Origin of the sequence: Brevundimonas sp. R86498 (assembly GCF_044598075.1) — a bacterium.
In the GTDB taxonomy this organism is placed as follows: Bacteria; Pseudomonadota; Alphaproteobacteria; order Caulobacterales; family Caulobacteraceae; genus Brevundimonas.
Window position 1 is genome coordinate 1602517 of the sequence record NZ_CP139004.1, and the last position, 22017, is coordinate 1624533.

Genomic DNA, 22017 nt, shown 5'->3' on the forward strand with positions numbered 1-22017 from the left:
GCGGACGGCTCCGTCCGTCCCGCGCCTCAGGCGGCGGGCGGCGTGCGGACGGTCGCGCTGACCTCCACCGGGGCAGCCGTGGCAAAGGTCAGGGTCAGGGCCACAGTGTCGCCGGTCTTCAGGGGCTCGGTCACCCCCATCAGCATGATGTGGTTGCCGCCGGGGGCCAATGACACCGCCTCGCCGGCCGGCAGCGGCAGGCCGGCCTCCAGTTCGCGCATCATCATCATATTGCTCTCCATCCGCATCTCGTGGACCTGGACGAGGGCGGCGGCGGGCGAGGCGACCGAGACCAGGGTGTCAGCGGTCGGAGCGGTCAGGGTCAGGTAGCAGCCGGTGACCTGACGGCCGGGCGGGGTCGGGCGGCAGAGGGCGTCGGCGACGACCACTGCACTCGCGGCGTCCGTCGATCCCGGGCCGGCCGGCGGGCTGCAGGCCGCGAGCGTGATCAGCGGGAGGGCGGCGAGGAAAGACAGGGTCTTCATGGCGGGACCTTTCAGACGGGGACGGCGGAGCGGCGCACGCGGGCGACGATCCGGTCCAGCACGACGGCGACGACCAGGCTGAGCCCGGTCAGGGGATACAGGATCGCGAGGGGCAGGACGATGGCCAGAACCGCGACCTTGGCGCGCGCCCCGGGCGGGGCGACGGGGGCGGCCAGACGCCCCTTCGGCCGGCGCTTCCACCACATCATCAGGGCCGAGAGGGACAGGACCCAGACGGCGATACAGGCGAGCAGCATGATCCAGCGGTTGATCTGGCCATACTGGGTGCCCTGGTGGACGGCGATGCCCCATTCGAAGGCGCGGGCTCCGGTGCCGAAGTCCGCGGCCGTGATGTCGCGCAGGAGCGTGCCGGACCGGTCGAGGTACAGGACCCGGGCATCCTCGGACCGGGTGTTCTGATAGGCGGCGGTCACGGCGCGGTCGGGCGAGGGGGGCAGGGTCATAAGCCAGGGCCGGGCCAGATCCGAGGCCTCGACCGAGGCCAGAACCCGGTCCAGCGCGATCGGGGTGGCCGGTGCGGTCATGCCGGCATGCTCCAGCGACCAGCCGACGCCGAGCGGCGCATCGGCGTGTTCCGCATGAACCCAGTCGGAGGCGGCCGGGGCAGCGGGGCGGCCAAAGCCGGCCTGTCGCGCCGCGCCCATGACCTGATCGCCCCAGACGGCCGACCAGGGCATGCCGGTCACCGCCAGGAAGACGATCGCCGCGCCGGCATACAGACCGGTCACGGCATGGATGTCGCGCCACAGGGGCCGGCCGGCCCGGGCCCGGACCGTGACCACCCCGGCCTCGCGCCGCCTCGGCCACCACAGGAAGATACCGGTGGCGACGAGGATGATGGCCCAGCCGGCCACGATCTCGACCACGACGTTCAGGCCGGGGCCGAACAGGATGAGGGAGTGGATCTTCTTGACCGTGTCGGTCAGCCCCTCGGCCGGGATGTCGCCGGTGACCCGGGCGTCAGCCGGATCGACGAAGACGGCGCGTCGCGAGCCGTCGGTGGCCTCGACCGTCAAACGCACGGCGCGGTCGGGGCGGGCGGGTACCTGGACGCTGGCCACCCGGCCCGGGACGGCGGCGAGGGCAGCCCCGGCCCAGGCGGAGGCAGGGGCGCTGGAGACCGCCGCAGAGGGGGTGATGGCCGCCACCCCGCGTATCTGCCAATCGTCGATCTCGGGCTTGAACAGATAGATGGCCCCGGTCAGGGCCATCAGCATCAGGAAGGGCAGGCTGATCAGCCCGGCCCAGAAATGCCAGCGCCAGACGGTCCGGTAGGCGGCGGACAGGGGGGTGGGGGCGGCCGCAGCCGCCCCCTTCGTTGTCGTGATCCCGGTCACAGCGAAAACCTCAGGCCGACGAAGGCCGAGATGCCTTCGCCGGGCCAGAAGACGGCGGTCGAGGCCGTGCGGGCATCGGTCACGGCACCGAAGTTCGAGACGTAGCGCTCGTCCAGCAGGTTGCGGGCATCCACGAACAGGCTGGTCCGGTTGTCGACCGTCCAGCCGAGGCCCAGGTTGACGACGGTGTAGCCGGGGGCCTTGAGCGTGTTGCGATAGTCGACCCAAGTGTCTGACGGGGTGGTCTCGATCGCCGGGGCGATGAACCAGCCGCCCCATCTGCCCCGGGCAGGGTGGTCGTAGCGCAGCTCGGCCCGGTAGACGTGCGGCGGCACCAGCGGCAGGTCGTTGTCGCCATAGACCCGGTCGTGGTCGAAGAAGAAGTCCGAGAAGGTGTATGTCTGACGCAGCCGCCATCCCGTGGCGAAGCGCCAGTCCAGCCCCGCCTCGATCCCCTGGTGCACCGTGGCCCCGGCGTTGAAGGTGGCTGCCGGGATCCCCAGCGCCGGATTGACGATGAAGTTCAGCAGCTCCCCGTCCAGCTCGGCCCGGTAGACGGCCACGTCCCACGACAGGCGGGCGGTGCGGCCGCGCACGCCCGTTTCATAGGTCCAGGCTTCCTGGGCCTCTATGGGTGCGAAGCCGCCGACGGTCGGCGACAGGGAGCCGAAGTTCGGCGGCTCGATCGAGCGGGTGACATTGGCATAGGCCTGGGCCCCGGACGGACCCTCCCACAGCAGGCCCAGACGCGGCGCGAACCACTCATAGTTCTTGCCCACGGTCTGGTCGAAGGTCCCGGCGACGCCGGGCAGGGCGAACCGCTGGAAGGCGCGCTCGGCCAGGCCCCAGGCCCCGCCGGCGACGACCGCCAGGCTGTCGGTGACGAACAGCCGGCCTTCGGCGAAGACATCCAGCGCCCTTGCATTCTGGCGGGCACTGGCGGTGCGGGCGCCGCTGGACCCGCGGACATTGACGAACTGCTGCGCGTCCAGATCGCCGACCCGGTACCAGGCACCGCCGAAGGCATCGGCGCGCAGGCCGAACAGCTGGCCCTCCCAGTCCAGACGGCCGAAGGCCCCGTAGTTGCGGCTCTGCTGGTCGATGACCTGGAAGATCGGGTGGTGCAGGTCCTTCCAGGTGCCATAGACCGCTCCCTCGAACAGCAGCTCGGGCGACAGCCGCCAGCGGGTCGACAGGGTGGTGCGGACCGAGGCGTAGTCACGCTGGTAGTCGTTGGCGACATTGGTGGCGGTGGCCATCACCGGGGTGTCCAGCGCCTGGGCCAGGGTCAGGGATCCCGGGATTTGCTGGTGGATATAGGCCCCCTGGACGATCAGCCGGGCCTCGCGATCCTCGCCAAAGGTCCGGCCGATGTTGGCGGTGATGTACTGCTGCTGGCCGTCGGCGTGCTGGCGCCAGCCCTCGGCGGTCGCGCCGGTGACGCCGAGGAAGGCGTCCCAGTCGCCGCGCACGCCCCCGACCTCGGCATGCAGCCGGCCGGTCCGCCAGGAGCCGAAGTCGGCGCGCAGGCTGGCAGTCTCGCCCATGGTGCTGCCGTTGGGTGTCACCAGATTGATCGCGCCGCCCAGCAGGGCCCCGCCGAAGCGCAGGGCATTGCCGCCCTTGTAGACTTCGGTGAAGCGCGCCAGCAGGGGATCGACCATCTGGACGTCGCCGAAGCCGTCGGCCTCGTTGAACGGGATGCCGTCCTGGGAGACGAACAGGCCGCGCAGGTGGTTGGCGTTGCCGATGCCCGAACCGCGGATCGAGATGCGGGCGTCGCCGCCCCATTTCTTCTGCGCATAGACCCCGGGCACGTCCCGCAGGACGTCGGCCATATTGGGGGCGTAGCGGGTTTCGAGGCTTTCGGCCGAGACGACGGCCACGGCCCCGGGGGTGCGCGACAGGCGGCGGCGGGCCTCGGCCACGACGGGCGGGTCCTCGGGATTGCGGGCCCCGGTGACGATGACCTCGCCGAGGTCGACCACGGGGCCGATGTCGGGCGTGGTCTGGGCGAAGGCGGGTGCGCTCGCGGCGGCGAGCAGCAGCGCCAGCGGCGCTGCGTGGGTCTTGTTAGACATCGGATAATCCTGAAGCAGGGACAGTCGGGCGCACGCCGGTCAGGCGCGCGCGGTGCAGGTGTCGGTCTGGTTCAGGCTTTGGGGGGAGCGGTCGAGGGCGGCCGGGGCGGGCCGCGGGCCGGGGGCGGAGCGGCCTCGTGCTGGACGACGAAGACAGAGGCCGGGCGGGTGGTGGCCCCCGCGGCCGGCTGAAGCACCGGAGGCGCGGGGAGGGCGGCGGCGAATGCCAGGACGCAGGCGGCGCATTTTGCCCCGGCCATGCCCTTGCCGGAGCCGTGCTCGCCATCCACGCCGATTGCGATGGTCTGGGGCCCCTCGGTCGAGCAGATGACCATGGGATGACCCGGCGTGGAGGCCGCCAGCGCCGCGAACGGCATCAGGCTTCCGAACACGATGGCGAACGTCGCGGCGAGGAAGGCCAGCGAGCGCAGGGTCGACCAGGACTCGGTCGGGTGGCGGGTCACGGCGCGGCGATAGCGCAAGCCGCGCGCGAGGGAAAGCGCGGCAAAGTCTCCTCCCCGTGCGCGCTTGCGCATGGGGAGGTGGCAGCGAGCTCTGCGCGAGCTGACGGAGGGGTTCTGCGTGCGGCAAGAACCCCTCCGTCTCTCCGCTGCGCTCCGAGCCACCTCCCCGTCGCAAAGCCGACGGGGAGGAGACTGCACTATTCGCCCTTCGCGGCCTGGGCGGCCTGACGCGGGCTGAATTTGGGAGCGGGGGCCAGGCGCATCACCTCGCCCTGGTAGCGTTCGTCCTCGCCGGCCACGGCGAACGGCAGGGCGTCGGCGCAGGCGTTCAGCAGAGCCTCCAGCCACGGCTGTTCGGCCTTGTGGAAATCGCTCAGCACATGGCCGTGAACGAGCGCCGCCTCACCCGGGTGGCCCACGCCCATGCGGGCGCGGCGGAAGTCGGGACCCAGTTGGCTGATCAGGGAGCGCACGCCGTTCTGCCCGGCCGCGCCGCCGCCGGTCTTCATGCGGAAGCGGCCGGGGGCCAGGTCGATCTCGTCGTGGAAGACGATGACGTCCTTTGGCGCGATCTTGTAGAAGCGGGCGGCCTCGCCGACGGCATTGCCGCTGCTGTTCATGAAGGTCTGGGGCTTCATCAGCAGGACCCTGGTCCCCTCGACCTCACCCTCCTGGATCACCGACTGGAATTTGGCGCGCGGGCTGCCGAAGCGCCAGCGTTGCGCGATCGCATCGGCGGCCATGAAGCCGATGTTGTGGCGGTTCTTCTCGTACTTGGCCCCGGGATTGCCGAGGCCGGCGATGATGATCATGGGGCTAGTCGCCGAGGCCGAGGATAAAGGTCAAGCGGATGTCGATGCTCTCGATCTCGTTGGGCGTCAGGCGACCGATCACGGAGCCGCATTTGGTGCGGGTTACGGCGTGGATTTTCTCGGCCTGGACCAGTGTAGGCTTGCGCAGTCCGTTCATCGGGGTCGGCTCGACCCTGAGTCGATAAGGCGATGTTTCCTCGACCTTGCTCGTGCAAAGGCAGACGAGTACGGAGGCCGTATCTGACGTCTGATCCGCTTGGATGATGATTGCGGGGCGGGGCTTCCCGTGATCGCCCGCGAGGGCCACGGTCACAATATCTCCCCGTCTCAATACGCGTCCGCCTCATCGTCATCGGCATAAATTTCCGCCATCAGGGCTTCGCCGAAAATGAGCGTCTCCCGCTCGCTCTCGCTGGCATTGATGCGCTCGATGGCCGCATCCAGCTCTTCCTGAAAGCCGGGCCGGGAGGTGTCGAGCGTCCAGATGCGCACCTGCTTCAGGCCAGCCGCCTTCTTGCGGGCGCGATAGGCCTTGTACTTGTCGGGCTTGGGCGCGTGGACGTTCATGACTGCCAAGGTAGCGCGCCACCATTGACCGCGCAAATCCGGACAAACAAAAGCCCGCCGGGCCGGAGCCGGGCGGGCCGATGTTCAGGGGCGATCCGGGGATCAGCCTTCGGTGGTCTCGCCGTCCTCGGCATCCTGCTCGCTGGCAGGAACCTCGGCCGCGGCATTCTCTTCGGCGATGTCTTCCTCGATCTGGTCGGCGGCGATCGCGGCCGAGGAGACCTTGATCGCGCCGATCACGAAGTCACGGTCGGTGATGGTGGCTTCCACGTCGGACGGCACCTTGACGTCCGACCAGCGGAGGGTGTCGCCCAGCTTGTGGCCGGCCAGATCGACGACCAGATCCTCGGGGATGTGGTCCGCGCGGACCATGATCTCGACCGAGTGACGCACGACTTCCAGCGTGCCGCCCTGACGGAAGGCCTTGCACTGGTCCTCGTTGATGAAGTGGATCGGCACCTCGATCTTGATGGTCTGGTTCGCCTCGACGCGCATCAGGTCGAAATGCAGGGGGCGGTCCGACACCGGGTCGAACTGGACGTCCTTGGCGATGACCGGCTGGGTCTCGTCGCCGTACTTCAGCGTCACGAGGTGGCCCAGCAGCTTACCGGTGTACAGGTTCTTGCGGAAATCCTTCTCGTTGACCGAGATGGCGACGGGGGCCTTGCCGCCGCCGTACAGGATGCCGGGAACCGCACCCGAGCGACGGGCCGCGCGCGCGCCGCCGGTGCCGGTGTTCTCGCGAACGTCCACGTTCAGAATGATCTCGGCCATCTGGCTCGCCTCAACAACAAAAACGCCTGCGCCAGCTAATGGCCCGCGCGGCGGGGTCATGGACCCTCGAATTCAAGAGCGCGGGTCATTACACGCAAGCGCGTGCCAGTGCAACCACGCCCGGGCGAAGACCTCAGTTTGAGGCGGGCTGAACCGCGACGAGCGAGGCGGTGGCGGCCTCGGCGGCGACGCCGGTCGGAACCGGGCTGATGCTGGCGGTGGCGATAGCGGGATCGGCGACGACGGGGATGGTCGCCTGCGTCGTGCAGGTGGCGAGGTCACGCACGATGTGCCGGCCGACGCAGAACATGTCCTCATAGCTGGGACGCGAGGCGGCCAGGCACTGGAACAGGTTCAGCTTGGACATGTCGAGACAGAACTGGGCGTTGGTCTCGATCGACAGGGCCTCGGTATTGGCGCGGGCCTCGTCACCGGCAGCGCCCATGGCGGCCAGGGCCGCAATTGCGAGGGCATTGACCACCGCCGGCGTGTAGGGCGGGGCCTGGGTGGTGGCTGGCAGATTCAGGCCGGTGCCGCTGTTGGCCGCCGCGAACAGCCGGGCGGAGTCCTCGGCGGAAGGCAACATCTGGCCGGCGGAGATGGTCTTGACGGATTCCAGCCGGACCTCCCGGCTGGGGATGGGGGTCACGGCCCAGCGGCGGCGCGGATCGTTGCGCTCCTGGATCGTATAGGCGTCCTGTTCCACCGAGTCGGCCAGGGCGGTCAGGGTGGCGATGTCCTGGCCGAGGGTGGCGATGATCAGGCCGGCGGCGGCGTCCGCCCCGGGCAGGGTCACGGCATAGGCGGGGTCGCGGATGAGGTTGGCCACCACCTCGGCGCGCTGGCCCGGATCATCAGCGAAGCGTCGGACCCCGGCGACAAACTCCGGTGACTGCAGCGCAAGGATGGACGCATAGGCGATCATGCCGCGAGACAGGGTGGCCGGATCGTAGGCCGCCCCCTTGCGCATGGCCGCCTGGATGGACTCCGCGTCCTGGAAGCCGGCCTGGATCGTGCCGACGTCGCGGATGAAGGCGACATAGATCGAGGCTGCCTCTGCCACTCCGGCATTCAGGGTCACCGGCGGTGGCGGGGGCGGAGCCTCGACGATCACCACGGGTTCGGGTTTGCTGCAGCTGGAGAGCACTGCACCGGCGGCGATGACGGCGGCAAACGCCAAGCCACCGCGCGAGAAGGTCTTACCCATAGCAAATCCCCACGCAACCAAGAGCGACGGTCCCCCCGCACGCCGCAACGCCGGACCCTATAAGGCATTCCCGAAGGTTTTCCGACCGTTAATCACGCGCGGCCCATTCAACTCTCCGGCGCCAGCGGCGCCCTAGCGGCTGGGTCCGGCGTTCAATCTCTGGGTCGGCGTGGGCGTGGAGGTCGGTGCCGGCACGGGCGTCTGGATCGGGGTGGGCAGGGCAGCGGCCGGTGCCGGCGGGAGGGGCTGGGGCGTCGCGCGCGGGGCCGCCGGGGCTGTGATCCGGCTCGCGGTCGGATCGTCGACCGTGACGATGGCGGAGGGCAGGGCGGCCCCCCGCGCGCAGGTGGCCAGATCGCGCATCACATGCCGGCCGAGGCAGAACATGTCTTCGTAGGCCGGGCGGGATGCCGCCAGACACTGGAACAGGTTGAGCTTGGAACTGGCGAGGCAGTCCTGGCTGGTCCGGTCGTACTGGAGGGCGTCTGTATTGGCCCGGGCATTGTCGCCGGCGGCCCCCAGGACGGCCAGGGCCCCCATGGCCAGGGCGTTGGAGACCGAGGGCGCGTAGGGCGGACGTCGGGTGCGGGTTGCGGTGGCGTTCAGGCCCGCGCCGCTGTGGGCCGCCGCGTAGAGACGCGCGCTTTCTTCCGCCGAGGGCAGAACGGCCCGGGCCGAGAGATCCTTGACGGTCTGAAGACGGCCTTCGCGGTCGGGCGAGGGGGCGCGGCCCCAGCCGCTGCGGGGATCGCCCGCATACTGGATGGTGTAGGCGTCGGTTTCGACGGTGTCGGCCGCATTCGCCAGGGCGATGATGTCGGTCTCCATCATGCCGATGATCAGACCGGCGGCCGCCTCCGCCCCCGGCAGGGTCGAGGCCAGGGTCGGGTCGGCCACGATGCGGCCGACCAGTTCCTGGCGTTCGGCCGGCGTGGGGGCGGCCGAGCGGACCCCGGCGACGAACTCGGGCGACTGAAGCGCCAGGATGGAAGCATAGGCGACCAGACCGCGCGAGATCTGGTCGGGGTCATAGGCCGCGCCGCGCCGCAGCGCTGCCTGGACCGCCTCGGGCGAGGCGAAGCCGCCCTGGATGGCGGTGATGTCGCGGGTGAAGGTCAGATAGACGGACGCCGCCTGGGCGACGCTGTCGTTCAGGGCGACGGGCGGGGGCTGGCGGGCGGCGAGGGCGGCGGCTTCCGCCAGCCGCGCGGCTTCCGCCTCGGCCTCGGCCCTGCCGGAGGCACAGCTGCCCAGAAGGCCGGCGACGGCAACGGCGGCAAAGGCGGCGCCGAGGCGCGGAAGGACAAGACGCATGAAAGCTCCCCTGACTGGTCCGGGCCCATCAATCGACGGGTCCCGGCGGTTTTGAGGCGAAGTCAGCCCACGATTGCGTGATCAGTCGAACAGTTTGGAGACCGATTCCTCATTGGCGATCCGTCGGATGGCCTCGCCGATCAGCGGGGCGACCGGAACGGTCCGAAATCTTGGAGCAGCTGGACACCTCGTGCGGCTGTTCAATGGAATCGGTGATGACCAGTTCCTTGAGTGGGCCGTCGGTGACCCGCTGGACCGCCGGGCCCGACAGGACGCCGTGGCTGATATAGGCGGAGACCTCGGTCGCTCCGGCCGCGATCAGGGCCTTTGCGGCGTTCACAAGGGTGCCGCCGGAATCGACGATGTCGTCGAACAGGATGCACTCGCGGCCGGCGACGTCGCCGATGATGTTCATGACCTCGCTCTCGCCGGCCTTCGGCCGCCGCTTGTCGACGATGGCGAGGTCGACGTTCAGCCGCTCCGCCAGGGATCGTGCGCGCACGACGCCACCGACATCGGGCGAGACGATCATCAGATTGCCGCGCTGGTAGTGCTCGCGGATGTCCAGGGCGAGGACCGGCGTGGCCACCAGATTGTCCGTCGGAATGTCGAAGAAGCCCTGGATCTGGCCGGCGTGCAGATCCATGGTCAGGACACGGTCGGCCCCCGCGCGGGTGATCATGTTGGCCACCAGCTTGGCCGAGATGGGGGTCCGGCCGCCGGTCTTACGGTCCTGACGGGCATAGCCGAAATAGGGCATGACCGCCGTGATCCGCCTGGCCGAGGCCCGGACCAGGGCGTCGATGCAGATCAGCAGCTCCATCAGATTGTCGTTGGCGGGATAGCTGGTCGACTGGATGACGAACACATCCTCGCCCCGGACGTTCTCCTCGATGACCGCAAAGACCTCGTTGTCCGCGAACCGCTTCACCTGGGCCTTGGTCAGGGGCATGTCGAGGTGGTCGGCAATGGCCTGGGACAGGGTCCGGTTCGAGTTGCCAGCGAGCAGCTTCATCCGGTCATCCTTTCGCCGTCATCGAACCGCCAATGACGTGTGTTCCGTCTCGCGCGCTCTTTAGCAGCGCGTCCGGCCGTAGCAAGCCGTGATCGCCGGTTCCGGCGCATGGCGTGTGTCGGTCGCCGGTGTTAGAGAACGCGGTCTTGATCTTCCGGATGCGCCTCGCGCACCCGGCTGGCGTGTGATGAGGTTCCCCTTGCCGACTTCCTTCCGGTCTTCGTCCGTCCTGCGCCGGGGTGGCGTGCTCCTTCTGGTTTCGGTGGCTGCCCTGACGGCTGCGGCCTGCAATGGCGGCAACAGCCGTCCGCGTCTGGCCTATGAGGAGCGGCCGGTCGAGCTGCTCTACAACACCGGCTATGAGCGACTTCAGCGCAACCGCTGGGCGGATGCGGTCGATTATTTCCAGGAGGTCGAGCGCCAGCATCCGTATTCGGAATGGTCGCGCCGGGCGATCCTGATGCAGATCTACGCCTACTACCAGAACGGCAACTACCAGGAATCGATCTCGGCGGCGGACCGGTTCATCCAGCTGTTCCCCGGCAGCCCGTCGGCCGCCTATGCCTTCTACATGCGCGCCACCTGCCACTTCGAGCAGATCGTGGATGTGGGTCGCGACCAGGGCCAGGCCGAACAGGCGCTGGCCGGGCTGCGCGATGTGGCACGGCGCTATCCGGGCTCGCCCTATGCCACCGATGCGACGGTCAAGATCGACATGGTCAACGACCAGCTGGCTGGCAAGGAAATGAACATCGGCCGCTACTATCAGCGCGCCAACCAGCCGCTGGCGGCCATCGGCCGCTACAAGGCGGTGATCGACAGCGAGGCGTTCCAGCGGACGTCCCACACGCCCGAGGCCCTGTACCGGCTGGTCGAGGTCTATCTGACCCTCGGCCTCAAGGAGGAGGCCATGCGCAACGGGGCCGTTCTGGGCTTCAACTATCCGGGCAGCCCCTGGTACGCCGAGGCCTACGCCCTGCTGACCGAACAGGGCCAGAAGCCGGACACGGCTCCGACCGCCGAGCGCGAAAGCTGGCTGCGACGGATCATTCCGGGCTGACCGTTCCCTGCCTGTTCCGGGCTAGACTGACCCCGATGCCGAATCAGTGCGCCCCATGCTGACCAGTCTGTCCATTCGTGACGTGGTGCTGGTCGATGTCCTCGATCTGGAGGTCGGGGCGGGCCTGACCGTGCTGACCGGCGAGACCGGGGCGGGCAAATCGATCATTCTGGATGCCCTGGGTCTGGCGCTGGGCGGGCGCGGCGAGGCGGGGCTTGTGCGCGCCGGCGCGAAGCAGGCCGTGGCCACGGCCGTCTTCACCGCGCCGGACGATGCCGACCTGCTGGCCCTGATCGGTGAGAAGGGGTTCGAGGTCGCGGCGGGCGAGGACCTGATCCTGCGCCGCGTGGTCTCGGCCGACGGCCGCAGCCGGGCCTGGGTCAACGACCAGCCGGCCGGCGTCGCGGCCCTCCGCGAGATCGGGGCCCGACTGGTGGAGGTGCACGGGCAGCACGAGACCGTTGGTCTGCTGGACTGGAAGACCCATCGCGGTCTGCTGGACGCCTATGGCGGCCTGGCCCCGCAGTTGGGCGGGGTCGCGGCCGCTTCGGAGCGTCTGAAGGCGGCCGAGGCCCGGCTGGACGCCCTGCGCGCCGCCGCCGCCGATGCCGCTGCACGGGCCGAGGAGATCACACTGAACCTTGCCGATCTCGATGCCCTCGACCCGCGCGAGGACGAGGAAACCGAACTGGCAGGCGAGCGCGCCGTGCTGGGGGCGGCGGAGAAGGCCGTTGCCGATCTGGCCGACGCCCGGACCAATCTGGGCGGCGACAAGCTGAGCCAGAAGCTGTCGGCCGCCCTGCGCGCCGTGGAACATGCGCGCCAGCGGGCGACCCAGGCGGGGGTCGAGGCGGATCATCCGGTGCTGGTCCGATTGACGGCCGCCGCCGAGGCGATTGATCGCACCATGGTCGAGGCCGCCGAGGCCATCGCCGAGGTCGACGCCGCCGCCAACGCCTTCGACTTTGAGCCGGGCCGGCTGGACAAGGCCGAGGAGCGGCTGTTCGCCCTGCGCGCCACGGCCCGCAAGCTGAACACCACGGTTCACGCCCTGCCGGCCCTGCGCATTTCGCTGCGCGAGCAGCTGCGTCTGATCGAGGACGGGGCCGAGGCGATGACCAACGCCGGCCGCGAGGCCGCCGTCGCGCGTGAGGCCTATGATGTGGCGGCGTCCCTGCTGAGCTCGGGCCGGGAGGCCGCGGCGGAGCGCCTGTCGAAGGCGGTGATGGAGGAGCTGGGGCCGCTGAAGCTGGACCGGGCGCGTTTCCGGGTGGCGCTGGAGCCGGTGGCCGAGGGCCGTCGCGGCCCGCTGGGGGTCGAGACCGCCCGGTTCGAGATCGCCACCAATGCCGGGACACCCTTCGGACCGCTGGACGCCATCGCCTCGGGCGGGGAACTGGCCCGCTTCGCCCTGGCCATGAAGGCCGCGCTGGCGGGTCGGGCGGACCAGCGCCAGCCGGTGATGATCTTCGACGAGGTCGATCAGGGCGTGGGCGGGGCCGTGGCCGAGGCGGTAGGGCAGCGGCTGAAACGCCTGTCCACGGGAGCTCAGGTCCTGGTCGTGACCCACAGTCCGCAGGTCGCGGCGCGGGGCCACGCCCACTGGAAGGTGAGGAAGGCCGACGCCGGCGGGGTTACCACGACCACCGTCGATACCCTGACCCCCGATGCCCGCCAGGAAGAGATCGCCCGCATGCTGTCGGGTGCCACGATTACCCAGGAGGCTCGCGCCGCCGCCCGATCTCTGATCGGCTGAGGCAGGGGGCGGGTGTAGACGAATGCTGCCCCCACCCCTCCCGTCCGGGACCTTCCTGGGCCATCGCTCGACCACGGCGAGCGTGGTGGGGTTCAAGGCCGGTCTGTGGCGCGCCAGCGTGCCGCCCGAAAATGTGCATACCCACACCCACGAGGACGCCCATTTCGTGCTTGCCGTCGACGGAGGGTACCAAAGCCTCGCTCATGACCGTCTGACTCCGGCAGGCCATGGATTCGGACCGGGGGCGTTGATCTGGAACCCGCCCGGCATCGAGCATCGCGACAGTTTCGAAACGGTCGGCGGTCGCTTCCTGTCGGTCAGTTTCATGCCACCCAAAGGCGCGGCCAGGGGGGAGCCATCGCGGCTGCGCCATCCTGTGGCTGAGGCTGCGGCGCGTCGGCTGGTCGGGGCGGTCTCGGGTCACAAGGATGGCGATGCGATCAAGCTCGAGGGCCTGCTGCTCGACATGGCCGCCGCTGTCCTGTCGCCCGCCGAGCTGGACGAGGATCCGGCACCCGAGTGGCTGCTGCGCGCGGATCAGGCATTGCGCGATCTGTGCCGCCAGCCGGGTCTGGAGGTGCAGGACCTGGCCAGGATCGTCGGCGTGCATCCGGTCTCCCTCGCGCGGCGCTACCGCCGCCACTTCGGCATTTCGCCCGCCACCGCCATCCGGCGGGCGCGCGTCGACCGGGCCGTGGGCGATCTGGCGGTGGGCATGGACCTGGCAGAACTGGCGGCGCGTGGCGGCTATGCGGATCAGAGCCATCTGACGCGGGAGTTCCGCGCCCTGTACGGACTCACGCCCGGCCGGTATCGGGCCGCTTTCGTCTGACCGGTTTCATCTGTTCAAGACGGCGTCCCAAGGAGCTGGCACAGCACAAGCTTCACCTGAGGACACGGCATGTATCGACTTCTGTTCGGGGCGCTCAGCCTCGCCCTGGTTTCCGCCCCCGCCCAGGCCGAGGTCGACTGGCCCCTCGCCGCGCCCGCCAGTCAGGGCGTCTCGGCCGAGCGGCTTGCCGCCATGGACGCGACCGTGCGCGCCGGGGACTTCCAGAAGATCACCAGCGTCCTGATCGCCCGCCACGGTCGGCTGGTGCACGAGGCCTATTTCGACGACGCCGGACGCGAGGCCCGCCGCAACACCCGTTCGGTGACCAAGTCGGTCACGGCCATGCTGATCGGGGCGGCCATCGCCGAGGGCAGGCTGCCGGGCGTCGATGCGCCCGTGCTGCCCTTCATCGCCGCCAGCGGTCCGTTCGAGAATCCCGATTTGCGCAAGGACCGGATCACGGTCGAGGATCTGCTGACGATGAGTTCGCTGCTGGAATGCAACGACGACAACGAGTTCTCACGCGGCAACGAGGAGCGGATGTACCTGATCGAGGACTGGGCGGGCTTCGCCTTCGACCTGCCGATCCGCGGCTTTCCCGCCTGGGCTCCGCGCCCCGAGGCGTCACCCTACGGCCGATCCTTCAGTTATTGCACCGCCGGGGTCGTCACCCTGGGGGCGGTGGTCGAGAAGTCGGTCGGCCGACCGCTGCCCGGTTTCGCGCATGAGGCCCTGTTCGGCCCACTGGGGATCGAAGGCGAGGAATGGCAGATCTCCCCGACGGGTCTGGCCATGGGCGGTGGCGGACTGGGCCTGACCAGCCGCGACCTGCTGGCGCTCGGACAACTGCTGCTGAACCGGGGGCAATGGGATGGGCGACAGGTCCTGCCGACCGCCTGGGTCGAGGCCATGACGACGCCCCATTCCAGCGTCGGAGAGGGACGCGGAGACTATGGCTATCTGGTCTGGCTGCCGACCTTTGATGTTGCGGGCGTGCAGCATCCGGCGTGGATGATGTCCGGCTCGGGCGGCAATAAGGTCATCGTTGTCCCCGACCTCGACCTCGTGGCCGTGATCACGACCACGAATTTCGGCGTCCGCAACCCGCACGGCCTGTCCGACCGCCTGATCACCGAACATGTACTGCCGGCGGTCGTGCCCTAGCGGGCGCACACCGGGGATGGACCGCCCGCGGTGCTGATCCAGCAGGCGCGATCGCGAGGGTTGCGGGTATAGATCCCGCCCACCGGGACGCGACGGTCAGGGCCGAAGACCTCGAACAGGCTGCCCTCGCCGTCGATGATAATCATGCGGACCGCGATGTCAGGCCCGTCCAGCTGGAAGCTGCCGTCGCCGAACAGCGGCGTGAAGGCGCAGGTCGTTTCAGGCCGCTCGCCGACGCTGCAGCGAATCTGGCGGGTCTTGCCCGAGCGCTCGTCCGCCGCGACGGGGACGGGCGTCCACGACTGGGCGGATGCGGCACCGGTGGCGAGCAGGGAGGCGGCGAGACCGGCTGCGGTCAGGACGAGGCGTTTCATCGATGGCTCCCCAGGCGCAGGCTGCGCCGCTGTGTATTCAAGGTGCGGTGGCGACAAGGCGGCGTCCAGAGCGGGACCGCGCAAGGTCGGAGATTGTCAGGCCTGGACCCCGAGGATCCAGCCTTCCTCGTCCTGGACCCGGGCGATCAGGGCCTCGTCCGTGCCCTTCTTCGGACCGAAGGCGACCGACAGTTCGCCGCGCTCATCCATCAGGGCCAGGGCCTCGGCGGTCGTGCGGACCTGGGCCTGGTCCTTGAACTCGCCCTCGGCCACCGTGGTCGGCCACATCGAGGGCCAGACCTCGGCGACGAGGACCGACAGGGGCTCGACATCGGCGGGCTCCAGCGCGCGCCAGCCGGTGCCCAGAGGCCAGACGGCTCCGGCCGGACCGAGGCTTTCCAGCAGGCGGCGGACCATGGGGATGCCGACCAGGGTCTGGCCACCCACGGCCCCGGCCCCGTGCATCTGCCAGTTGGACTTGGGTTGCAGCTTGCCGCCGCGAATGGCGGTTTCGGTCGCGCGGTATTCGGGGATATCGCCCCCCGCGCCTGCGGGCGGTTTGGTCGTGGTCAGCCAGCGCTGTGCCTGTTTGGCCGGCGCACCCCAGAAGGGCCAGGCCTCGTCGGTCATCAGCCGGTTCATCTTGGCCGCGATCTGGTAGCGGTTGTTGGTGTTGTCGGCCTTGTCGACGATGTTGGCGGCGATGAATTTCCACATCGCCGTCCATGGCGGCGTGTCCTTCAGGCCCAGACGCGCGGCGGTGCCGGCCGGATAGCCCAGCGAGAAGTCGACGCCGACCAGCACGCGGTCGCCGCGCTTCCTGTGATCGGCAAGGATGGTCTTCAGCAGGGCCTCGCCCTCGGCCCGCGTGGCCGTGTTGTGGGTCTCGGTGTACAGGCGGAAGCGGACATCGCGCTTGGCCACGCCGATCCAGACGGAGTTGTCGCCCAGCTTCTTGCCCTCGGCGGCAGTCCAGTCGGCAATGACATAGGCGTCGAACAGGCGGGCCACGGCGGGCTCCTCGGGCAATCGGGAAACAGGAGAATGCAGGGCTTCTAGCGCCCGACGTCCGCCGCCGAAAGGGCGATCACCGTCTCAACAGCGCCTCAAGGTGCGACAACCATCGCCGGCCCAGCCGCATGGCCTCCGGCGGTGACCCGGTTTGACCGGGGGCGCGGGCGTTCCACAGGGCCAGTTCGAACTCTGGATAGCGGGCGTCGGCGAAGAGCAGACGCAGGGTCACAAGCTCGGCATCGGGGGCCATGATGTCCAGCGCCTTGCGCGCCTCGCCCCGCCGCACCCGGGCCACGACGTGACCGTCGACGATGACCTCGCCGCCCTCGACCTCATCGAAGGCATAGACCAGACCATGGGCCCCGCGATCCCAGAGGACGGCAATCTGGCCGCCCTCGAAATCCAGGCCGGCGGCCCGGCCCTCGGGGGCCGACAGGGCCTCGGCCCCCGGCGCGACGCCGAGGGATTTCAGCATGGCCCGGCGTAGCCGGCGCTCCGGCTCCATCCACCAGTTGAGGCCCAGGGCCGCCGTGGTGAGGGCGGCGGCCGCCAGCGCCACCAGCAGGATGACGCGAAGGGCCTCATCCATTTCGGGCCCCGTCCATCAGTCGGCCAGCTCGACCACCACCGGCACATGGTCCGACGGCTTGTCCATGTCGCGGGCGTCGCGGTGGGTCTCGACGCCCGCGAACCGGTCGGCGGCCTGGGGCGACAGGAGGTGGAAGTCGATGCGGATGCCGTGGTCGCGCTGCCAGGCCCCGGCCTGGTAGTCCCAGAAGGTCCAGGTGCCCGGCGGCTGGTTGCCCAGTTCGCCGGCTTCATACAGGCCCAGCCCCTTCAGGGCACGGAAGGCGGCGCGGCTCTCGGGCTGGAACAGGGCGTCGCCGGTCCAGGCCTCCGGGTTGCGGGCGTCCGCCGGTGTGGGGATGACATTGTAGTCGCCGCACAGGGTAAAGGCCTCTTCCTGCGCCAGCAGGGTGCGGGCATGGGCGTGCAGCCGCGCCATCCACGCCAGTTTGTAGGCAAACTTTTCGGTCCCGAGCGGATTGCCGTTGGGCAGATACAGGCCGCCCACGCGGACCGGCCGGGGGGCCTCGATCAAAGCCTCGATATATCGGGCCTGTTCGTCGGTATCATCGCCGGGGAGCCCCCGCCGGACATCCGACACGGGGTATTTCGAAAGCAGGGCGACGCCGTTGTAGGTCTTCTGCCCGTGGGTCTCGACGTTGTAGCCGAGGCTCTCGAAGGGCTCGCGCGGGAATTTCTCGTCGACCGTCTTGATCTCCTGGAAACAGACGACGTCGGGCCGGGCCACCTCCAGCCAGGCGAGGACCGTGGGCAGGCGGGCGTTGACGGAGTTGACGTTCCAGGTGGCGATACGCATCGGCGGGACGCTAGGCGGCGTCGCCCCATCGGGCAAGGCACCACCGGCACCGCAGGACCGAAACGCAGAAGGCCCGGCGAGCGAAACGCCGGCCGGGCCTTCATGACAGCCTGTCTGCCCGGTTTACTGGGCCGGCGCGCTGACGGTGCCCTCGGGCAGCGGCGGCACGATGGTCATGGTGCAGCCTCCGCCGATGCGCTGGGCCACTTCGCAGGGATAGACCTGCTGGACCGCGAAATCGTTGTTGAAGCGGACGATGACGCCATTGTCGGCCGCGCATTTGGCTTCATAGAACGAGCCGTTTGCGTTTGCGCCCATATAGCGGGCGCGGGTGACGTCGCAGGCAGCGGCCTCGGCATTGCCGGCGAAACGCGCCTTCAGGGTCGCGGCCTGTTCGGCGGAGGTGGAGAACTGGCAGGCGATCGCCGCCTCGATGATCCGAACGCATTCCGTGGCCTTGAAGCCCCCGGCCGCCTGCTTCTGCAGCAGATAGCCGTCCTGGCCCTCGCAACCGATTTCATAGAGTTCGTCGCCGTCGATCTGTTTGCTCAGCGGTCCGCCTTCATCGGGAACGCAGGGCAGGTTGGCTTCGCGCGCATACTCCACCATCACCCGCATGACGTCGGTGTTCCGGGGCAGGGTGCAGCGGATCTCGGTCGTTCCCGCGGCGGCGGGGGCCGCTGCGGCACCCGGGGTGGCAGCATTGGCCGCCGCAAGGCGCGCCTGGGTCGCGGCCAGCAGCACGCAGTCGAACGACTGGGGCGGCGTGCTGGCGATCAGGATGTAGCCGGGGCCGGAGGCGCAGGCGGCTTCATAGACGCGGGATTCACCCGCCAGCAACGGCAGCAGGCTGGCCTCGGTCGCCTGGCAGGTCAGGCCCGCGCTGGTGGCCAGCGTCTGGGCGGCCGCGAGATTCTCTTCCGGCGTCGGGGCTGCCGGGGCCGCCGGTCGGGCGTTGCGGTTCTGGCGGCGGATACGGCCGGTGGGGGCAGACTCGGCGGCGGGTTGGGCCTCGCCGGAGCGGGGGGCCGTCTGGGCTGCCGCCGGCGCGACGCCGAAACCGGCGAGCACGACCGCCGCGCCGATGGCGGCGATATAGGATGACTTGAACACGAGGGGCTCCTGGAGCGCGTGGGCGTTAGCCAGAGCCTTGGCGGGGCCTCGTGGCGAGGTCAAGGCCGTCGGAACAGAGACCATCGGTGATGCTGGACGCGCGCGGCCTCTCCGGCCTAAGGTCGGCGGGTTGCGATTGGAGACGGACTTGGCGGACGGCGTGATCACCAGCGAGGGCGAGATCGAGCCCGGTGCCGACGGCCTGCGCGGCCTCACCTATCCGCTCGGGGCTGTGCCGGCCCCCGGTGAGGCGATCGAGGCGGCTCCCGGCGTGCTGTGGATGCGCGTCCCGCTGCCGATGCAGCTGAACCACGTCAATGTCTATGCCATCGCGGACGGCGACGGCTGGGCCGTGGTCGACACCGGAATCCGCACGCCCGACACTCTGGCCGCGTGGGAGGCCGCCTTGGCCGGGCCGCTGGGCGGACGGCCGGTCACGCGGGTCATCTGCACCCATATGCACCCCGATCACATCGGCCTGGCCGGGTGGCTGTGCGAGCGGTTCGATGCCCCGCTGCTGATGACGCAGCTGGAGTATGTCACGGCCCGGATGCTGGTTTCGGACACGGGCCCGGCCCCGGAGGCGGGGGCGATCTTCTGGCGCGCCGCCGGCTGGTCAGAAGAGCAGGTCGAGACCTATCGCACGAGCTACGGACGGTTCGCCAAGGGCGTCGCGCCTCTCCCGGCCGGGTATCAACGTCTCGTCGCGGGCCAGACCCTGTCGATCGGGGGAGAGGACTGGACCATCGTCACCGGCAACGGTCACAGCCCCGATCACGCCTGCCTGTGGCGTCGGTCGGACGGCGTGCTGATCTCGGGCGACCAGATCCTGCCGCGCATCTCGTCCAACATCTCGGTCTGGCCGACGGAGCCCCTCGCCGATCCCCTGCACGACTGGATGAGTTCGCTGGAGCGGCTGGGCGACCTGCTGCCGGCCGACACCCTGGTGCTGCCCGGTCACGGGGAGCCCTTCACCGGCGTCCTGCCGCGGATCGAGGCGCTGAAGCGCGGACACCGGGTGTCGCTGACGCGGCTGGAGCGGACCCTGCGGACGCCGTCTCGCGCCGTGGACGCCTTCGGGGCCCTGTTCGCCCGTCCGGTGGACGGGGGCCTGCTGGGCATGGCCACGGGCGAGGCGATCGCCCATCTGAACTATCTGGCCGGTCAGGGCCGCGTGCGTCGCGAGCGCGACGCGGACGGTGTCGACTGGTGGAGCCTTATTGAAACGGAGACCGTCGCATGACCGACGCTGTGCGCATCGAGCTGGCTGGCGGCATCCTGACCGCCACCCTGGCGCGGCCCGAGAAGAAGAACGCCATCACCCAGGCCATGTACGGCGTGCTGGCAGAAGCAACGCGCCGGGCGAAGTCGGACGAGGCCGTCCGGGTGCTGGTGTTCAAGGCCGAGGGGGACAGCTTTTCGGCCGGCAACGACATCGCCGACTTCATCGCCCAGGGCTCCAGCCGGGCAGGGGGTGCCTTGGTCGAGGCCCCGGTGTTCCATTTCCTGCAGGCCCTGGCCGAGCTGGACAAGCCGGCAGTCGCGGCCGTGCGCGGCCGGGCGGTCGGCATCGGCCTGACCCTGCTGCTGCATTGCGACATGGTGGTGGTGGCCGAGGACGCCCTGCTGTCGGCTCCGTTCATTAACCTGGCGCTGGCCCCCGAGGCCGCGTCCTCTCTGCTGTTGCCGCAGGTCTTGGGGCACCAGCGGGCGTTCGAGATCTTCGCCCTGGGCGAGCCGATCGATGGCCGGACCGCCCTGGCCTGGGGGTTGGCCAACCGGGCTGTGCCGTCGGCCGATGTGGATGCCGTGGCCGACGAACTGGCCGCGAAACTGGCGGCCCGGGCACCGAACTCCCTGAAGAAGACCAAACGGCTGATGCGGGACGCCGAGACCCTGTGGGCCCTGATGCAGCGCGAAGGCGAGGCCTTCGGCTCGCAGATGTCCAGCCCCGAGGCCATGGAAGCCTTCATGGCCTTCAGCCAGAAGCGGGCCCCGGATTTCTCCAAGCGGTAGTGCGCCTCGCGGGTATCCGCCTTGATCCCGCCGCCCATTGCTCCTAGGTGCGCGCGCCATGTCCGCCGTCCCCGCCCTGTCCCCCATGCTCCGCATCCTGCCGGAGACCGCCGCCGACCGAACCGGGGTCGAGGCGCTGGTCATGGCTGCCTTCGGGCCGGGCCGGTTCGCCAAGACGGCCGAACGGCTGCGCGAGGCCGCGACCCTGAGCGCCGCCTTCGTGGCGCGCGAGGACGGACGGCTGGTCGGCTCGGTGCGGCTGTGGTCGATCACGATCGACGGTATCGAGGCCCTGTTCCTCGGGCCCATCGCGGTCGCCGAGGACGCGCGCCGGGGCGGTCTGGGGGCCGATCTGGTCACCGCCTGTATCGGCGAGGCGCAGCACCGCAGCGCCAGCGGGATCCTGCTGGTCGGGGACCTGCCTTACTTTTCCCGCTTCGGCTTCCAGCCCGCGCCGGATGTCCGCCTTCCGGGGCCGGCCGATCCGCGCCGGATCCTTTGGTTGAACATCACCCGCATGGTCCCGACGGGGCTTGTCCGGGCGGTTTGAGGCTCAGGCGGCGAAGCCTTCGATGTGAAGGTCTGCAGTCTGTACCCGGGCCTGATGCAGGTCATGGGCCGCCTGCATCCTGACAAGCGTATCGGCGCTGAGACCGAAGGCCTTCTCGAACCGGATCGCCATCTCCGCCGACAGGCCGACGCGTCCGTTCAACAGGCCACTCATGGCCTGGCGGGTGACACCCAGTCTTTTGGCCAGGTCGGTGACGCTGATCCCCCGCGGGTCGACCATTTCGGTCTTCAGCCACGGGCCGGGATGCACCGCAAAGCTGGAATGAAGGGTGATAGCCATCAGTGGTAATCCTCCAGGTCCATATCCGCGATCGCATGGGCATCATCGATGCGGAACGTCAGTCGCCAGTTTCGGGTCACCGTCAGCGCCCAGGTGCCCGCCCGGTCGCCCTTCAACAGATGGGCCCCGAAATTGGGTGGCACGGTCAACTCTCCGGCTGCCTTGATGGCCGCGAGATACGCCAGCATGTTTCTGAGCCGGTCGGTCACGCCCGACGGCAGTCCGCGCGGATCGCCGGTCTCGGCAAACCGCCGCAGCGCCTTGTGACGAATGTTGACGATGTCCACGCAGCCATCTGGGACGAAGGCATAAAAATGTCAAGTGTCACGTGACGGGTGACAGGCCGCCGGCCGTCGCTGGCGGCCTGTGCGATACGA

General features: G+C 69.5%; 24 protein-coding genes and 1 pseudogene. 7 read left to right on the forward strand and 18 right to left on the reverse strand.

Going from position 1 to position 22017, the window contains the following annotated elements; genetic code table 11:
* Positions 1-26: 26 nt before the first annotated feature.
* The 11 genes and pseudogenes from SJY26_RS07855 to SJY26_RS07905 form a co-directional block, all read right to left on the reverse strand.
* Positions 27-485 carry a copper chaperone PCu(A)C gene (locus SJY26_RS07855; RefSeq protein WP_396595578.1) on the reverse strand — a complete coding sequence of 153 codons (459 nt, stop codon included), beginning with the start codon at positions 483-485 and terminating at the stop codon, positions 27-29.
* Positions 486-496: 11 nt separating this feature from the next.
* Positions 497-1843, reverse strand: a complete 1347-nt coding sequence (locus tag SJY26_RS07860) for a PepSY-associated TM helix domain-containing protein (protein WP_396595579.1) — start codon at positions 1841-1843, stop codon at positions 497-499.
* Complete coding sequence (locus SJY26_RS07865) at positions 1840-3924, reverse strand: TonB-dependent receptor family protein (RefSeq protein ID WP_396595580.1); 2085 nt, start codon at positions 3922-3924, stop codon at positions 1840-1842. The genes SJY26_RS07860 and SJY26_RS07865 overlap by 4 nt, the downstream gene beginning before the upstream one ends.
* A 71-nt stretch (positions 3925-3995) precedes the next feature.
* Positions 3996-4460, reverse strand: coding sequence for a DUF2946 family protein (locus tag SJY26_RS07870; RefSeq protein WP_396595581.1), 465 nt, complete (start codon positions 4458-4460; stop codon positions 3996-3998).
* Positions 4461-4585: 125 nt separating this feature from the next.
* On the reverse strand, positions 4586-5200 hold the full coding sequence (gene pth, locus SJY26_RS07875; protein ID WP_396595582.1) for an aminoacyl-tRNA hydrolase: 615 nt from the start codon (positions 5198-5200) through the stop codon (positions 4586-4588).
* A gap of 4 nt (positions 5201-5204) precedes the next feature.
* Positions 5205-5531, reverse strand: coding sequence for a type II toxin-antitoxin system PemK/MazF family toxin (locus SJY26_RS07880; protein ID WP_396595583.1), 327 nt, complete (start codon positions 5529-5531; stop codon positions 5205-5207).
* Complete coding sequence (locus SJY26_RS07885; RefSeq protein WP_396595724.1) at positions 5528-5767, reverse strand: antitoxin MazE-like protein; 240 nt, start codon at positions 5765-5767, stop codon at positions 5528-5530. The genes SJY26_RS07880 and SJY26_RS07885 overlap by 4 nt, the downstream gene beginning before the upstream one ends.
* A 102-nt stretch (positions 5768-5869) precedes the next feature.
* On the reverse strand, positions 5870-6541 hold the full coding sequence (locus SJY26_RS07890) for a 50S ribosomal protein L25/general stress protein Ctc (RefSeq protein ID WP_396595584.1): 672 nt from the start codon (positions 6539-6541) through the stop codon (positions 5870-5872).
* 133 nt (positions 6542-6674) lie between these two features.
* Positions 6675-7748, reverse strand: a complete 1074-nt coding sequence (locus tag SJY26_RS07895) for a hypothetical protein (protein ID WP_396595585.1) — start codon at positions 7746-7748, stop codon at positions 6675-6677.
* 132 nt (positions 7749-7880) lie between these two features.
* Complete coding sequence (locus SJY26_RS07900) at positions 7881-9062, reverse strand: hypothetical protein (RefSeq protein WP_396595586.1); 1182 nt, start codon at positions 9060-9062, stop codon at positions 7881-7883.
* Positions 9063-9143: 81 nt separating this feature from the next.
* A pseudogene (locus tag SJY26_RS07905) lies at positions 9144-10077 on the reverse strand (ribose-phosphate pyrophosphokinase).
* 187 nt (positions 10078-10264) lie between these two features.
* Here SJY26_RS07905 and SJY26_RS07910 point away from each other — a divergent pair.
* The 4 genes from SJY26_RS07910 (at position 10265) to SJY26_RS07925 (ending at position 14889) form a co-directional block, all read left to right on the forward strand.
* Entirely contained in the window at positions 10265-11137 is an 873-nt protein-coding gene (locus SJY26_RS07910) for an outer membrane protein assembly factor BamD (RefSeq protein WP_396595587.1), read from the forward strand.
* 55 nt (positions 11138-11192) lie between these two features.
* A complete protein-coding gene (recN, locus tag SJY26_RS07915) occupies positions 11193-12893 on the forward strand; it encodes a DNA repair protein RecN (protein ID WP_396595588.1) in 1701 nt (566 codons plus the stop codon).
* A gap of 22 nt (positions 12894-12915) precedes the next feature.
* A complete protein-coding gene (locus tag SJY26_RS07920; protein ID WP_396595589.1) occupies positions 12916-13725 on the forward strand; it encodes an AraC family transcriptional regulator in 810 nt (269 codons plus the stop codon).
* A 69-nt stretch (positions 13726-13794) separates the two neighbouring features.
* The gene (locus tag SJY26_RS07925; RefSeq protein ID WP_396595590.1) at positions 13795-14889 is read left to right on the forward strand and encodes a serine hydrolase domain-containing protein; all 1095 of its coding nucleotides are present in this window, start codon (positions 13795-13797) and stop codon (positions 14887-14889) included.
* Here the strand turns inward: SJY26_RS07925 and SJY26_RS07930 are convergent.
* The 5 genes from SJY26_RS07930 to SJY26_RS07950 all read right to left on the reverse strand — a co-directional run bounded on the left by SJY26_RS07930 (position 14886) and on the right by SJY26_RS07950 (position 18774).
* Positions 14886-15263 (reverse strand): hypothetical protein, encoded by a 378-nt coding sequence (locus tag SJY26_RS07930; RefSeq protein ID WP_396595591.1) that lies wholly within the window; start codon positions 15261-15263, stop codon positions 14886-14888. The two genes, SJY26_RS07925 and SJY26_RS07930, sit on opposite strands and share 4 nt — an antisense overlap.
* Before the next feature lie 96 nt (positions 15264-15359).
* Positions 15360-16274 carry a cobalamin biosynthesis protein CbiG gene (locus SJY26_RS07935; RefSeq protein ID WP_396595592.1) on the reverse strand — a complete coding sequence of 305 codons (915 nt, stop codon included), beginning with the start codon at positions 16272-16274 and terminating at the stop codon, positions 15360-15362.
* A 76-nt stretch (positions 16275-16350) separates the two neighbouring features.
* Complete coding sequence (locus SJY26_RS07940; protein WP_396595593.1) at positions 16351-16866, reverse strand: hypothetical protein; 516 nt, start codon at positions 16864-16866, stop codon at positions 16351-16353.
* A 15-nt stretch (positions 16867-16881) separates the two neighbouring features.
* Entirely contained in the window at positions 16882-17661 is a 780-nt protein-coding gene (gene xth / locus SJY26_RS07945) for an exodeoxyribonuclease III (RefSeq protein WP_396595594.1), read from the reverse strand.
* Positions 17662-17784: 123 nt separating this feature from the next.
* Entirely contained in the window at positions 17785-18774 is a 990-nt protein-coding gene (locus SJY26_RS07950; RefSeq protein WP_396595595.1) for a hypothetical protein, read from the reverse strand.
* Between the two features lie 148 nt (positions 18775-18922).
* Between SJY26_RS07950 and SJY26_RS07955 the strand changes: the two genes are divergently transcribed.
* From SJY26_RS07955 to SJY26_RS07965, 3 genes are read left to right on the forward strand one after another with little or no spacing between them, the layout of a single operon-like run.
* A complete protein-coding gene (locus tag SJY26_RS07955; protein ID WP_396595596.1) occupies positions 18923-20017 on the forward strand; it encodes an MBL fold metallo-hydrolase in 1095 nt (364 codons plus the stop codon).
* Positions 20014-20790 carry an enoyl-CoA hydratase gene (locus SJY26_RS07960; protein WP_396595597.1) on the forward strand — a complete coding sequence of 259 codons (777 nt, stop codon included), beginning with the start codon at positions 20014-20016 and terminating at the stop codon, positions 20788-20790. The genes SJY26_RS07955 and SJY26_RS07960 overlap by 4 nt, the downstream gene beginning before the upstream one ends.
* Before the next feature lie 58 nt (positions 20791-20848).
* Positions 20849-21340 (forward strand): GNAT family N-acetyltransferase, encoded by a 492-nt coding sequence (locus SJY26_RS07965; RefSeq protein WP_396595598.1) that lies wholly within the window; start codon positions 20849-20851, stop codon positions 21338-21340.
* A gap of 3 nt (positions 21341-21343) precedes the next feature.
* Here the strand turns inward: SJY26_RS07965 and SJY26_RS07970 are convergent, their stop codons facing one another.
* Together SJY26_RS07970 and SJY26_RS07975 are read right to left on the reverse strand one after the other, a co-directional pair.
* Entirely contained in the window at positions 21344-21640 is a 297-nt protein-coding gene (locus SJY26_RS07970) for a HigA family addiction module antitoxin (protein WP_396595599.1), read from the reverse strand.
* On the reverse strand, positions 21640-21927 hold the full coding sequence (locus SJY26_RS07975) for a type II toxin-antitoxin system RelE/ParE family toxin (RefSeq protein ID WP_396595600.1): 288 nt from the start codon (positions 21925-21927) through the stop codon (positions 21640-21642). The genes SJY26_RS07970 and SJY26_RS07975 overlap by 1 nt, the downstream gene beginning before the upstream one ends.
* Positions 21928-22017: the final 90 nt, after the last annotated feature.

Excerpts from the sequence above, each read along its gene's own strand:
- SJY26_RS07970 (WP_396595599.1), bottom strand. The coding sequence starts at position 21,640 with ATGGCTATCACCCTTCATTCCAGCTTTGCGGTGCATCCCGGCCCGTGG.
- SJY26_RS07885 (WP_396595724.1), bottom strand. The coding sequence starts at position 5,767 with ATGAACGTCCACGCGCCCAAGCCCGACAAGTACAAGGCCTATCGCGCC.
- pth (WP_396595582.1), bottom strand. The coding sequence starts at position 5,200 with ATGATCATCATCGCCGGCCTCGGCAATCCCGGGGCCAAGTACGAGAAG.
- SJY26_RS07960 (WP_396595597.1), top strand. The coding sequence starts at position 20,014 with ATGACCGACGCTGTGCGCATCGAGCTGGCTGGCGGCATCCTGACCGCC.
- SJY26_RS07855 (WP_396595578.1), bottom strand. The coding sequence starts at position 485 with ATGAAGACCCTGTCTTTCCTCGCCGCCCTCCCGCTGATCACGCTCGCG.
- SJY26_RS07865 (WP_396595580.1), bottom strand. The coding sequence starts at position 3,924 with ATGTCTAACAAGACCCACGCAGCGCCGCTGGCGCTGCTGCTCGCCGCC.
- SJY26_RS07965 (WP_396595598.1), top strand. The coding sequence starts at position 20,849 with ATGTCCGCCGTCCCCGCCCTGTCCCCCATGCTCCGCATCCTGCCGGAG.
- SJY26_RS07895 (WP_396595585.1), bottom strand. The coding sequence starts at position 7,748 with ATGGGTAAGACCTTCTCGCGCGGTGGCTTGGCGTTTGCCGCCGTCATC.
- SJY26_RS07870 (WP_396595581.1), bottom strand. The coding sequence starts at position 4,460 with ATGCGCAAGCGCGCACGGGGAGGAGACTTTGCCGCGCTTTCCCTCGCG.
- SJY26_RS07930 (WP_396595591.1), bottom strand. The coding sequence starts at position 15,263 with ATGAAACGCCTCGTCCTGACCGCAGCCGGTCTCGCCGCCTCCCTGCTC.
- SJY26_RS07900 (WP_396595586.1), bottom strand. The coding sequence starts at position 9,062 with ATGCGTCTTGTCCTTCCGCGCCTCGGCGCCGCCTTTGCCGCCGTTGCC.
- recN (WP_396595588.1), top strand. The coding sequence starts at position 11,193 with ATGCTGACCAGTCTGTCCATTCGTGACGTGGTGCTGGTCGATGTCCTC.
- SJY26_RS07910 (WP_396595587.1), top strand. The coding sequence starts at position 10,265 with ATGAGGTTCCCCTTGCCGACTTCCTTCCGGTCTTCGTCCGTCCTGCGC.
- SJY26_RS07890 (WP_396595584.1), bottom strand. The coding sequence starts at position 6,541 with ATGGCCGAGATCATTCTGAACGTGGACGTTCGCGAGAACACCGGCACC.
- SJY26_RS07940 (WP_396595593.1), bottom strand. The coding sequence starts at position 16,866 with ATGGATGAGGCCCTTCGCGTCATCCTGCTGGTGGCGCTGGCGGCCGCC.
- SJY26_RS07920 (WP_396595589.1), top strand. The coding sequence starts at position 12,916 with ATGCTGCCCCCACCCCTCCCGTCCGGGACCTTCCTGGGCCATCGCTCG.
- SJY26_RS07925 (WP_396595590.1), top strand. The coding sequence starts at position 13,795 with ATGTATCGACTTCTGTTCGGGGCGCTCAGCCTCGCCCTGGTTTCCGCC.
- xth (WP_396595594.1), bottom strand. The coding sequence starts at position 17,661 with ATGCGTATCGCCACCTGGAACGTCAACTCCGTCAACGCCCGCCTGCCC.